We start from the raw sequence: 12,447 nt of genomic DNA, 5'->3' as shown, positions 1-12,447 counted from the left end.
CGCGTGCGACGCGGTTGCCATGGATTATTGGAAACGGATGTAAGGTGCCGTTGTACGAACGGATCGAAGATGTAAAAAGTCGTAAGTTTTTTGTACGTCAGCTCTGGATCAGCTGTTCCAGGGTGGTACGGGCCTGCGCCAGCTGGCCGGCCAGCGGCTGGCCGAGCGCTTGCAACGCCTGTGCGTCGTGTTGCCGGGCCGCGTCTTCGAGGCGACGTAACACTGCAGCCAGCCCGGAAAAGCCCAGCGAATCACAACTGCCGGCCAGGCGATGGGCCAGGTGCTGTACTTCGGTAAAGTCCTGGGCCGGCAGTGCCTCGGCCAGCGCCGTGGCTTGCTGCTCCAGCGACTGGCGCAGCACGGTCAGCAGGCCTTGGAGCTTCTGCTCTCCCAGCAGCGAGCGGTGGGTGTCCAGCAGGGACCAGTCGATGTGTGCGTCAGTGCCAGCCACTTCACGAGGAGCGACTTCAGCCAACGCCTCGCGCAGATTGGCCAAGCGCAAGGGTTTGGCGAGCACCCCCTGCATGCCGGCGTCGAGGTAACCCGGCACTTGCCCCGGCTGCACGCCGGCAGTCAGCGCCAGAATCCGGCTGTGGCGGTTCGGCCCCGGCGTGGCGCGCAACTGCCGGCACAACTCCACCCCGCTCATGCCCGGCAGGTGCACGTCGAGCAGGATCAGGTCGAAGCGCTGCAAGGCACAGGCTTGCAGGGCCTGCCCGGCATCTTCGGCAAAGCTGACCCGGTGGCCCTCGCGCAGCAGCAGGCCCCCTGCCACCTCGCGGTTCAGCGCCACGTCTTCGACCACCAGGATATCCAGGCTGGGCAACGGCAGCGGGGCGACTGAACTGGCTGGTGCGGGTTGCCCACACGCCATGTCGAGTTCGAACCAGAAGCAGCTGCCCTGCCCTTGCACGCTCTGCAGGCCGATGCTGCCCCCCAGCTTTTCCACCAGGTGCTTGCAGATCGCCAGGCCCAGGCCAGTGCCGCCATAGCGCCGCGCTACCGCCCCGCTGGCCTGGACGAAACGGTCGAAGATCCGCGCCTGCACATCGGGTTCGATGCCAATGCCGTTGTCACTGACCGACAGCCGCAAACGCTGTGCGGTTTCGCTGCTGGCCAGCACCTGCACTTTGAGCTGCACCTGGCCGTGCTCGGTAAACTTGATGGCATTGGCCAGCAGGTTGCTCAGCACCTGGCGCAGGTACTGCTCGGCACCCTGCTGGTAATCGGCCAATGTTTCATCGATCACCAGTTGCAAGGTGTCGCCGTTGTCCATGGCCATGGGTTCAAGCAGCGTCAGCACCTCCTGGCACAACTGGCGCAGCGAAAACCCGACCCGTTCGGCGCGGCTCTCGCCCTCTTCAAGCCGGGCGAAATACAGCACTTCGTTGAGGATCGCCAGCAGCCCCTCGCCGGCCTTGTATAAGGCTTCGACGCGCTGGCGGTCGGCCGCCTGCAGCCGGGCGCCACGCAGCAACTCGGCCATGCCGAGGATGCCGTTGAGCGGCGTGCGCAGCTCATGGCTCATGGTTGCCAGAAAGCGCGACTTGGCCAGGTTGGCAGCCTCGGCGTCGTCCTTGGCCCGGGCCAGGCTGGCGGTGCGCCGCTCGACCATGGCCTGCAGTTCGTCACGTTTGTCCTGCAACGCCAGGCGGTCGCGCTCGCGCCGTTCGACATCACTGAGGATGGCCCGGCGCATATCGTCCAGCGCGTTGGCCACCGTGTCGATTTCATCCGCGCGCGCCGATGGGCGACGGCCCAGGCGCAACGGCTCCTGCCACTGGCCGGCGCCAATACGGCGGGCGAACTCGGCCATCACCTGCAGGTGGCGGGTGACCAGGCGGTAGAACAGCCCCGACAATGCCACCGCCAGGCCACACAGGAACACCCCCATCCACAGCAGGCTGGCCAAGCCGGTGGCGTACAACCGACGGTGCACCGCACCCAGGTCGATGCTGACCTCCAGCTCGCCCAGGTGCCTGGCGGGCCCTGACGGAGGCTGGTAATCAAGCGGAAAACGCTCGATGCGCAACGGCCCCTTGGGCTCGGCCACGCCGCGCAACAGCTGGAAATCATCGCTGACCAGGCGCACCCGCGCCACGTCGGAAAAGTCCACCAAGCCACGCAGTTGCACGTCCAGCTGTGCCTCGTCCAGGTCCCACAGGCTGCGCTCCAGGCTGGCCAGGTAGCCGGCGCGGATCAACGCCATGCGCGCCTCGATGTCGCGCATTTCGCGGCGGTATTCGAAGTACAGCTGCACCGAACTGGCCAGCACGGTGAAACACAGGCTGAACAGCAGAATGAACAGCAACAGCCGGCGTAACAGGCCATCGGTGCGCAGGCGGATCATCGGGCATCCGCCGGCAGGTTGATCATGTCACGGTAGGTGACTTCGCTCTGCTCCAGCCAGCGCTGAATCTCGCCGGCCTGGTTCATGCGCTGCAGCTGTGCGTCGATTTCAGCCATGTGCCGGCTCAAGGGCGATTGCCGCGACACGGCCACGCGCAGGTAGTCCACGCTGAGCGCGGTGGGCAAGGCGCGAATGTCCTGCGCGCCCGGCAGGTGCTCGATGAACAGCAGGCCGGTGCGCCGCTCCTGGATCACGTAATCGATGCGCCCACGGATCAACTTGCCAAAGTTCTGCTGGCTGGAAGACACCCGCTCGATGTTCTGGTGACGGGCGACAAAACGGTCGAACTCGGCGCCGTAGCTTTCGCCATACAGCAGGCCGCCGCGGTAGCCGGCCAGGTCTTCCAGCTGCTGGAACTGCACCGGCCGCTGGCGGTTGTAGAACACCGCCACTTCCTCGCGCAGCACCGGCACCGAAGAAAAACGCATGCGCTGGTCGCGCTGGTCGCTGTTATAGGCCAGCACCACGTCCACCCGCCCGGCGGCGGCGTCCATCAGGCAGCGCTTCCAGTTGCCCAGCACCACGGTCTGCACCGGGTAGCCCATGCGGGCGAACAACTCGCGCACCACGGTCGGCGCCACGCCACGCACCTGGTGGCCGTCGCTCCAGGAAATCGGCGGGTACACCGGGTAGTCGCAGTAGCGCACCGGCTCTGTGGCACTGGCCTGCGCAGCGAGCAACGCCAGGGCCAGCAGCCAGGCGCGGCAGGTCATGCCGCCACGCTGGCGGTGAACAGGTAGCCGGTGCCATGGATGGTGATGATCAGTTGCGGCTCGGCCGGGTCGTCATGCAGCTTGCGCCGCAGGCGGCCGACCAGCACGTCGATGGAGCGGTCGTTGGGCACCCATTCGCGGTTGCGGATCTGGTCCATCAACTGGTCACGGCTAAGGGTGTGGCCGCTGTTGCGCAAGAACACGCTGAGCAACTGGAACTCGCCGTGGGTGAGCAGGGTTTGCCCGCCCCTGGCATCAATCAGCCGTCGGCGGTCGGTGTCCAGCGCCCAGTCGGCGAACTGCTTCAGCGATTGTGCGCAGGCCGGCGCCGGGTGTACTTCGCGGGCATGGCGCACGCGGCGGATCAGGTTCTTGGCGCGGGACACCAGCTCGCGGGGGTTGAGCGGTTTGATCACGTAGTCATCGGCGCCGCATTCCAGGCCGACAATGCGGTCGATATCGTCGTTGCGCCCGGTGATGAGGATGATGCCGACCTCCGAACGCACGCGCAGTTCGCGGGTCAGGGTGAGGCCATCCTTGCCGGGCAGGCGGATGTCCAGCAGCACCAGGTCAACGTCCTGGCTGCCCAGCAGGGCTTCGGCCTTTTCTGCGGTGTCGGCGCAGTGTACGTCGTAGCCTTCCTGGGACAGGTAGGCCTGTAGCAAGTCACGAATAAGCGGATCGTCATCGACGATCAATACCCGAGGCGTCATTGCGTGTTGTCTCTTTTTTATTGGTGTTGTTCTACACACTCGCGACAGCAGCGTACTCGTTACTGAACGGGTGATCAACAGCCCTCGGGCAGGCTGAAGCGCCGTCGGCCACCGGCCTGCAGGCCGTCGACCCAGGCTTCGCAGATGACCACGCCCTGCTCAGGGGTGAAGGTGCCGGGGTTGAGCCCCGACTCCAGCCACAGGCCATCGAGCAGGGCGCTGAGGCTGATGGCCGCCAGGTCGGCATTGAAGCCCTGCCAGCCTTCCTCTTCAGCCAGGCTGGCCAGCAGCCGGCAGAGTTCGTTGCGGTACTCGCCGTAGGAGTGGTCGTGCACCTGGTTGATTGCCTCGGCGGTTTTCACCGCCCCCCAGAACGCCAGCCAGGCATCGAGCAATTGCGGGTCGAGCAACTCGCTGCAAAACGACGCACGGAAGAACGCCGACAAGCGCTCGCGCGCATTGGGCGCAGCCTGGGCCATGGCCTCGCGCAGCAGGCCCATCACCCGGCCGGTGACGGCCATGTAGGCTTCGGCCACCAGTTCGTCCTTGCCGGCATAGTGATGGCTGATCAGCCCGACCGAAACCCCGGCCTCGGCCGAGATCTTGCGGATCGAAGCACCCTGGAAGCCATGGCGCTTGAGGCACACCAGGGTCGCCTCGACCAGGTTGGCTTTGCGCAGTTCCGGCAGCATACGGTGGTAGCGGGCTTCCTGATTCATCGGCGGGTCTCTTCGCAGGGGCTGGCGGTAACAGGCTGGACTGAACGACTGTACAACAAGCCGGACCGCATGATAAACCCTGAGCACCCATGCCCGACCGGGCCAACCACAACAACAAAAGCGGCTGCCATGAACGACCTGATCACACGCGACCTGGACCAGGGCCTGCTGACCCTGGCCTTCAACCGCCCCGACAAGCTCAATGCGCTGAACAACGCCATGTACCAGCAGTTGGGTGACCTGCTGCTGGCAGCAAGTGAAGACCCCGCCGTCGAGGTCATCCTCATCACCGGCAACCCGCAGTGCTTTACTGCGGGCAACGACCTGCGCGACTTCCTCGACAACCCGCCCAGCGACCTGGACAGCCCGGTGTTCCGCCTGATGCGCGTGGTCATGGGCCTGGACAAGCCGTTGCTTGCTGCGGTCAGTGGTGCGGCGATCGGCATCGGTGCCACCTTGCTGTTGCACTGCGACCAGGTGCTGGTCAGCCGCTCGGCCAAGCTGCGCATGCCGTTTGCGCCCTTGGGGGTGTGCCCGGAGTTCGGCTCCAGCCTGTTGCTGCCGCGCTTGCTGGGCCAGGCCCGTGCCGCCAGCTTGCTGCTGGGCAACACCTTGCTTGACGGCGAGCAGGCGGTGGCCTGGGGGCTTGCCAATGCGCTGCACGAAGATGGCGAACAGTGCCTGGCTGCGGCGCGCACGCTGGCGCGGCAGCTGCAAGGGTATCCCCAGGCGGCGTTGCGGATCAGCAAGCGCTTGCTCAAGGACAGCCAGCGGGCAGAGCTGGAGGCGACAGTAGCGCGGGAGAGCCGGTTGTTTATCGAGTGCTTGCGTAGCGACGAGGCGCGTGCCGTTTTGCGCGGGCTAATCAAGGATTGATCAGGCTGCCGCGGCCCCCTGTAGGAGCGGCCTTGTGTCGCGAGAGGGGTGCGAAGCGCCCCCAAGATTTTTGCATTGCCGCAAAAATCGCCGGGGCCGCTTCGCGGCCCTATCGCGACGCAAGGCCGCTCCTACAAGGGACCGCGTAACGACCGAAATGTAAGTCCCTAATACCCGGTCATCTCCAGATACCCACGCCCACCCGCCCCCCCGCTCAAGCGCACCGGCCCTTCCCAATACGGGAAGCGGGTCTGCATCCACGCCTGCGGCTCCACGGCCTCCACCTGCACATCCAGCCCATGCCCTGGCACTTGCACCCGCCAGCGCGTAGGCACCTGCTTGCCGTTTTGCTGCTTCGTCCAAGCCACTGCCTGCAGCTGGATCTGCGCCCCTTGCAACGCCCCCACCTCTCCCTGCGGCCCGACCCAGGTCCCGGCACGGTACGGCTCCCCTTGCGCCTCACGCACCTGGAACAGCATCAGCCTGGCGCCACTGTCCAGGTGCAGCGAGAACCAGTCCCAGCCCGTCTGCCCGGCGGCCAACGGCTGGCTGCTCCACTCCCGATCCAGCCAGGCCTGGCCCGTCACCACAATGCACATGCCGCCACGCTCCACCTCCCCGCGCACATGGTAGAACGGCTGGCTGTAATAGTACGAAGCTTGCCCCTTGCCAGACTTTTCGCTGTAGCCCTGATCCCCATGCAGCACCAGCGGTCGGTCGCTACGCAGGTGCAAGTCGTAGCGGAAACCCTCACCACCCGCTGTCATGTGCAGGTTGTCGATGGCGTCCCTGCCCTGCAGCGACCAGTCATTGATCCACGCCCGAAACGGCTGGGCCTGCACGCCGGCCTGACCGATGCCACCACGCGCCAGGGTTTCAGCCGACTGATGGCCACCCGGGCCAGTCAACGCCGCGTGGCCCATCCACAGGTTCGGGCTGTTCCAGCCGCCGGTCTCCGGGCCGGGGCGCAAGGCCGAGCGGAACAGTGTCCACTGCGCGCCCCAGTCACGCCCCTGGGCATCCTTGAGGTTGGCCGTGACGTACCACCACTCGATGCGAAAGCCATTGTGGGCGCCATGATCGCGTGGGAACACCAGCGGATGCTCGCGGGTCACCTGGTTGAACTCGCCCGCCTGCTGCCCGAGCCCGGCATAGCTTTGCGGTGCCGGCTGGTCACAGCCGCACAGCAACCCGCAGAGCAACAGCCAGGCATTACGCTTCATCGGCAAACGGCCTCAACAGTTCACGCGGCTGGCGACGCGCCAGCTGCCACACCGGCCAGGCGCTGGCCAACAGGCTGGTGAGCAAGCCCAACATGGCCAGTTGCAGCAGCTGCGCAGGGAACACGTAGAGCGGCAAGCGCCAGCCGAATGCCTGTACGTTCACTACCGCGACCAGGCACCACGCCAGCAGCACACCCAAGGGCATCGCCAGCAACACGGTAAGGCTGCTGAGCATCAGCGTCTGGCCAAGGCTCAACCATGCCAGCCGTGCACGCCGTACACCCAATGCCCATAGCGGTGCCAGCTGGCTCAGCCGGGACTGGCCCAGCGTCAGCAAGTTGATGAACAGCGCCACGCCGGCCACGCCCAGGGTAAGGCTGTTGAGCGCGGCCGTGGCGGCGAACGTGCGGTTGAACACATCGGTCGACCAGCGTTTCAACCGTGCCTGCTCGACCACGCGGCTGTCGTCCAGGTGGTAGCGCTGTTGCAACTCGGCCTTGATGGACGGCCCTTGTTCGGCAAGCAGGTCGACGCTCAACCCTGTCAGTGCTGCGTCTGGCCAATGTTCACGCAGCCAGTGGGCATTGACCAGTACGTGCCCCTTGGGGTTGCCGTAATCAGCATAGATAGCCACAACCGTCAGGGCTGGCGAGGTACGTGCAGGCATTGCAAAGCTATCGCCCAATTGCAGTTTCAGTCGCCTGGCCAACTGCTCGCTGAGCATCACCGCGCGCCCGCTGGCCAACTGCTCCCAGGCGTGAGGCCGTTGTTGCAGCAACGGCCAGCGGGTTCGATAGACCGGGTGATCGACAATGCCCTGGATTTGCACAGGCCAACCTTGCAGCTGCATTTCGACACGCCAGCCAGGCAGGACCACACCGACAGCCGGTTGCTGACCAAGCCATTCGGCTATCTGTAAGCCCTGGGCTGTATCGCGTGGGGTCACGTACAGGTCGGCGGACAAACGCTGGTCAAGCCAACTGACAAAGGTCTTGCGAAAACCCTCGGTCATGCTGCCCACACCAACACTGGCAGCCAGCGCCAGCAGCAAGGCCATCAGCGCCAGGCTCAGGGCAGGCAGCTGCTGGCGGCTGTCAGCGACGAACCATTGCGCCAATGGCCGCTGGCAACGGCGCGCCAGCCAAGCCAGCACCCGGTCGAGCACGGCCGGCAACAACAGCGCCGCCGCCAGCAGCAGCGCGGCCAGCATGGCGAAAGCACTGGGCAGGCTATTGCCAAGCACACCACAACCCACGCCGGGCAAAAGCAACAAGCCTGCCACCACCGCCTGACGTTTCAACCACTGCCCCTGTGCCAATCGCCAAGCCTGGGGCTGCGCCAGCGCCAGCAACGGTAGCCGCGCTGCCCGCAATACACTGCCCAGCCCTGCCAGCAATGCACCGAGCACACTCACCAACAGCCCGGCCAGCCACCACCACGCGGGCAGGCTCAGCGTGCCGGCGACCTGGGCGCCATAAAGGCCACGCAGGCTGGCGGCAACATCGGGCAGCAACCCTGCAGCCAAGGCATAACCACTGGCCACGCCGGCCAGCCCGCCCATCACTGCGAACAGGCCCAGTTCCAGCACCAGGGCCCACAGCAGGGTTTGCAAGCTGACGCCACAGGCGCGCAAGTTGCGAATCAGCCCCCGCCGCTGCTCCAGCGCCAGACCGATCGCGGCATGGGCAATGAACAAGCCGACAACGAACGCCAATAGGCCGAGGGCAGTCAGGTTAAGGTGGAAGCTGTCAGTCAGGCGCTGCAAACCACCGTCGTCTTGCTGGGGTTGCAGTTCAAGGTATGGCGCAATGCCTGGTGGCAGAAGCCCCGGGCTACCGGCTACCAGCAATCGCGACAACTGCCCGGGAGCCTGCAACAACGCCTGCGCATGCCCGATATCGACCACGATCACCCCGGGCGCTAATTCAGGCCGCAGCATCACCGGCGGCAGCGCCTGCCCCTCGCTGTCGTATGCCACCTGCCCGGCGTTTACCTTCAACTGCCGCAAGGTGTCAGGCCCAACCCAGGCTTGCCCGGGCGCCCCGATGAATGCCTGCAGGTCGAAAGCCTGCGGCTGCACCCCGGCAATGCTGCTGGCCGGCGGCAGGCTTAACGGCTCGATGCCGATCAGGCGCACGCTGCGCGCCGGCTCGCCCGGCAGGCGCAAACGCCCTTCCAGCACCGGCGACACTGCCCAGCCCAGCCTGCGCAGCTGCACGTACAGCGCCTGGTCAAAGCGCTCGCCCTGGCGCGGCAGCAGTTGCGCCTGCAGCGGCCCGGCCAGTACTGCACTGGCCCGGGCATAGTCGCTGCGCGCCTGGCTGTTCAGCGCCTGCACACCCGTCCACAGCGCAGTCGCCAGCCACAGGCCGGTGAAGATGCTGACGCACTGCACGCGATGGCGCCACCAGTGGCTGAGCAGCGCCAACAGGGCCAACGATAACAGCCTCATCAGCCCGCCTCGGCCCGTACGCGACCGGCGTGCAAGTAGCATCGCTGCTGCAAGCGCGCCGCCAGCCGCGGGCTGTGGGTCACCATCAGCACACCGCTGCCGGTTTCAGCGACCAGTTGCAGCAACAGGCTCAACACTTCATCGCTACTGGCTTCATCGAGGCTACCGGTGGGTTCGTCGGCCAACAACCAGGCCGGCCGCCCGGCCAGTGCACGGCCGATGGCGACGCGTTGCTGCTGGCCGCCGGATAGCTGTTCCGGGTAACGCGAAAGCAGGTCCGCCAAGCCCAGGCGTTGGGCCAGGTAGGCGACCCAATCGGGGTCGTGCCGGTCGGCCAGCCTGGCCTGGAATGCCAGGTTGCTCCCCACATCCAGGCTGCTGATCAGGTTGTACTGCTGAAACACCAGGCCAATCCCCTGCCGCCGCCACTGGGCCAGCGATGCCTCCGAACGGCCGTCGAGGGGAATTTCGTCGATCAGGATGCGGCCGCTGTCGGCACGGTCCAGGCCGGCCACCAGGTGCAGCAGGGTGCTCTTGCCGCTGCCCGACTCACCCATCAGCGCCAGGCTGCTGCTGCGCGGCAAGCGCAGGTCGACACCCTGCAATACCGGGAGTGGGCCTTGGGGGGTGGGGAATGACTTGTGGAGGTTTTCGATGACCAGCATCGAGGGGCCTTGGTGGGGTGGGTGTCCCTTTAGGAATAGCAGATTCGGGCAGGCATACCTGGGAATCTGTTTGTTTATCGATATTGAAAGCGGTCGATGCTCGCGGGTTGGGCTCTGTTTTCTTCGTTGATAAATACTCTGCCGCTCGCATTTATTGGCCTCTGAATATACAAAGTGATTAACAGCTAGCCAGTAACTAAGGAAACTTCCTACACGCCCATTCAGCATTTTAATTTTTTAACTTTTTGACATGAAATGAAGAAATAATTTTAGAAGCACTCGTCTAGGATCAATGTCTATTTCGTTGTTCCGACAAGAGGTGCCCCATGGAAAACCCGGACGAGCAGCGCGCGACTGGCAACGTCGATAGCGCTTTGAAGGACGCCCACCAATACAACTATTTTCAACTGATTGAGTTGCTTCACCAGTTGCATGGCGATGACCTTGAACAGCGCACCGCCGATCGTGAGACGCGCCGCCGTGTACGCCTGGAAGTGTCTCCAAAACTGTGTTTCCCGATTGCTGATGTGTTACGGGCCGACAGGCTGGGTGATGATCGCTATCGTATCGAGGCCAGTTTCCTGGGCCTGCATGGCACAGACTCGCCTTTGCCCACTTACTACCTAGATGACATTGCCTATGAACATGCGCATGGCATCGGTTTGCGCCCGGCGTATCTGAACTTCTTCAACCATCGCCTGCATACCCTGCTGCACCAAGGGTGGCGCAAGTACCGCTACTACCGCCGTTTTCAACCCGGCGCCAAGGATGGTTTCTCCCGCTATGTCTTCGCCTTGATTGGCCTGGACGATTCAGCGCTGCGCGGGAATACGCCGCTGCCATGGAGCAGGCTGCTCAGCTTCGTAGGGATGATTGCCAGCCGAAGTCGGTCACCCGGCATGGTGGCTGGCATGATCGCGCACTGCTTCGACCTGCAACAGGTCAGCATTCGCGAATTCGAGAAGCGCACCGTGCACATTACGCAGTCTCAGCGCAACGGCCTGGGCTCGCGCAACTGCGCGCTCAACGACAACTTCCTGGTGGGCGGCAGCACCGAATCACGTAGCAGCAAGTTCACCATCGTGATTGCAGGCCTGGACCAGCAGCAGTTCCGTGAATTCCTACCCAGTGGTGACAATTACCAGCGTTTGGCCCGGCTAGTGGAGTTTCTGCTTCGCGATGTCGGGGCCTATGACCTGGAGTTGCGCATGCGTGCCGAAGAAGCGCCGCCCTTCAGCCTCCGGGCCGAGCATGGCACTCACCTGGGCTGGACCAGCTTCATGGCCGACCGCAAAGACCCAACACCTCCCCCTGTTCGCATTCTGGTACGCGCATGAGTACAAATGTTCCCTCCCTCGGCCTCACCCTATCCGTTTTGAACCCGGAAACACTGCTGCATGGCAGCGAGCCGCAGTACCGCTTCGATAAAGCAGGCGGCACACTTGGCACTCAGGCAACCTGGCGGCTACACGGTCGCGAAGCCCAGATGCTGCCAGTGCATTGCGAAGTCCGCTGGCATGAAGGCCACTTCTGCATCATTGACCACAGCGGCAAGAGTTTCATGAACGGCAGTGACACTGCACTGCCATCAGGCACGCCCGTCCGCCTCAGGCACAATGACAGGCTACGAATCGGCGACTACCAGATTGCCATTCGCCTGTGCGACGAGGACGAGGCCAAAGAAAAGCCGGAACTTCATTCAGCCAACAACCCGCTTTCAGCCCTGCAGGCCACACAGCGCCTATGTCCGCTGCAGGTACTCGGTGCTCCGACTACCGATACATTGAGCCTGTTCCAAGCTCCAGAACCAGTGCATACGGACGAACTTGATCCTCAAGCCTATCTGGACAGGGTTTCGCAATCCCGAATCGACCCCTCCATCGCCGAGATCTTCGGCAGGGAGATGCGATGAACAAGCCCATCGGTGTAATTCTAGCCTGCCTGGCACTGGCCGGGTGCACTTCGATCAGCAGGGCGTATCAAGTGGTCATGGACCCGACGCTCCCTGTCGGCGGGCCCAACAATGACATCAGCCATGTAGGGCTGAGTCTGTATGCGGCGGAGCCACCTGCTGTCGCCAGCTCAGCGCACACGCCCCTGGGAGAGGCCTCAGCGCTACCCGCTGATTCGGCTCGGCTGGCGGTCACCCTCAGTGCCGCCGACGCCGTTGGCTTGACCGACAAGGTAGGTGCGCTGGCAGAACAACTGCACCAGAACTACCCCGCCTCACCCAATGCGCCTGCGCAGTTGGCCAGTTACACGGCAGCACAATCCGAGGCTCCCGAGCCCGCCGGCCAAGCGCCCCGACAAACACCCGCTTCCGTCGCGTTCAAAGTGCTTCAACTCAGGGACGACTCCCTGTTGCTGGACGCCACCTATGAGCAGGTGGAAGAAGACCTGGATAAAGCACTGGGCAGCACCCTGATCAGCGTTGACGACTTCCGCCTGGTGCCGGGCCAATTCAAGTTCATCGAACATGAAGAAATCAACGCGCGCACTCGCTATATCGCGGTAGTTGCGCGTGTGCATGGCCCACAGGGCAAGTGGAAAGATGCGATCCGCATCAAACCCCGCGGCTACAGCCACACCGTGCACGTTCACTTCGAGAACAACGGCGTCGAACTGCGTCAGGACAGCGAATTGCTCCGCACCCCGTAATGCTCTATTGAAAAGGAA

Annotated in this window: 11 protein-coding genes; 4 read left to right on the top strand and 7 right to left on the bottom strand. The window is 64.1% G+C overall.

Annotation, left to right across the window (positions count from 1 at the left end; all coding sequences use genetic code 11):
- Nucleotides 1-97 precede the first annotated feature (97 nt).
- From ACI2KG_RS11165 to ACI2KG_RS11150, 4 genes are all read right to left on the bottom strand, one after another.
- Nucleotides 98-2,350 (bottom strand): ATP-binding protein, encoded by a 2,253-nt coding sequence (locus ACI2KG_RS11165; RefSeq protein ID WP_404661946.1) that lies wholly within the window; start codon nucleotides 2,348-2,350, stop codon nucleotides 98-100.
- A complete protein-coding gene (locus ACI2KG_RS11160) occupies nucleotides 2,347-3,123 on the bottom strand; it encodes a substrate-binding periplasmic protein (protein ID WP_400617155.1) in 777 nt (258 codons plus the stop codon). Before ACI2KG_RS11160 ends, ACI2KG_RS11165 begins: the two co-directional genes overlap by 4 nt.
- Nucleotides 3,120-3,836 (bottom strand): response regulator, encoded by a 717-nt coding sequence (locus ACI2KG_RS11155; RefSeq protein ID WP_012271826.1) that lies wholly within the window; start codon nucleotides 3,834-3,836, stop codon nucleotides 3,120-3,122. Before ACI2KG_RS11155 ends, ACI2KG_RS11160 begins: the two co-directional genes overlap by 4 nt.
- A gap of 74 nt (nucleotides 3,837-3,910) precedes the next feature.
- Nucleotides 3,911-4,555: a TetR family transcriptional regulator C-terminal domain-containing protein gene (locus tag ACI2KG_RS11150; protein WP_404661945.1), complete on the bottom strand. Its 645-nt coding sequence runs from the start codon at nucleotides 4,553-4,555 to the stop codon at nucleotides 3,911-3,913.
- 129 nt (nucleotides 4,556-4,684) lie between these two features.
- Here ACI2KG_RS11150 and ACI2KG_RS11145 point away from each other — a divergent pair, with 129 nt between their 5' ends.
- The gene (locus tag ACI2KG_RS11145; RefSeq protein WP_404661944.1) at nucleotides 4,685-5,431 is read left to right on the top strand and encodes an enoyl-CoA hydratase-related protein; all 747 of its coding nucleotides are present in this window, start codon (nucleotides 4,685-4,687) and stop codon (nucleotides 5,429-5,431) included.
- 167 nt (nucleotides 5,432-5,598) lie between these two features.
- Here the strand turns inward: ACI2KG_RS11145 and ACI2KG_RS11140 are convergent, their stop codons facing one another.
- The 3 genes from ACI2KG_RS11140 to ACI2KG_RS11130 are packed head-to-tail and all read right to left on the bottom strand — an operon-like array spanning nucleotide 5,599 to nucleotide 9,771.
- Nucleotides 5,599-6,654 carry a lipocalin-like domain-containing protein gene (locus ACI2KG_RS11140; RefSeq protein ID WP_404661943.1) on the bottom strand — a complete coding sequence of 352 codons (1,056 nt, stop codon included), beginning with the start codon at nucleotides 6,652-6,654 and terminating at the stop codon, nucleotides 5,599-5,601.
- Nucleotides 6,644-9,106, bottom strand: coding sequence for an ABC transporter permease (locus tag ACI2KG_RS11135; protein ID WP_404661942.1), 2,463 nt, complete (start codon nucleotides 9,104-9,106; stop codon nucleotides 6,644-6,646). Before ACI2KG_RS11135 ends, ACI2KG_RS11140 begins: the two co-directional genes overlap by 11 nt.
- Complete coding sequence (locus ACI2KG_RS11130) at nucleotides 9,106-9,771, bottom strand: ABC transporter ATP-binding protein (RefSeq protein WP_404661941.1); 666 nt, start codon at nucleotides 9,769-9,771, stop codon at nucleotides 9,106-9,108. Before ACI2KG_RS11130 ends, ACI2KG_RS11135 begins: the two co-directional genes overlap by 1 nt.
- Before the next feature lie 326 nt (nucleotides 9,772-10,097).
- Between ACI2KG_RS11130 and tssG the strand changes: the two genes are divergently transcribed.
- Genes tssG through tssJ form a run of 3 tightly spaced genes read left to right on the top strand, consistent with a single transcriptional unit; the run spans nucleotide 10,098 to nucleotide 12,429 of the window.
- Complete coding sequence (gene tssG, locus ACI2KG_RS11125; protein WP_404661940.1) at nucleotides 10,098-11,108, top strand: type VI secretion system baseplate subunit TssG; 1,011 nt, start codon at nucleotides 10,098-10,100, stop codon at nucleotides 11,106-11,108.
- Entirely contained in the window at nucleotides 11,105-11,683 is a 579-nt protein-coding gene (locus tag ACI2KG_RS11120) for an FHA domain-containing protein (RefSeq protein ID WP_404661939.1), read from the top strand. The genes tssG and ACI2KG_RS11120 overlap by 4 nt, the downstream gene beginning before the upstream one ends.
- Nucleotides 11,680-12,429 carry a type VI secretion system lipoprotein TssJ gene (tssJ, locus tag ACI2KG_RS11115; protein ID WP_404661938.1) on the top strand — a complete coding sequence of 250 codons (750 nt, stop codon included), beginning with the start codon at nucleotides 11,680-11,682 and terminating at the stop codon, nucleotides 12,427-12,429. Before ACI2KG_RS11120 ends, tssJ begins: the two co-directional genes overlap by 4 nt.
- Nucleotides 12,430-12,447 lie beyond the last annotated feature (18 nt).

The organism is Pseudomonas sp. NPDC089407, assembly GCF_044900445.1.
Lineage (GTDB): Bacteria > Pseudomonadota > Gammaproteobacteria > Pseudomonadales > Pseudomonadaceae > Aquipseudomonas.
Note: the sequence above shows the minus strand (reverse complement) of the source record. Positions and strands in the feature narration are given on the sequence as shown.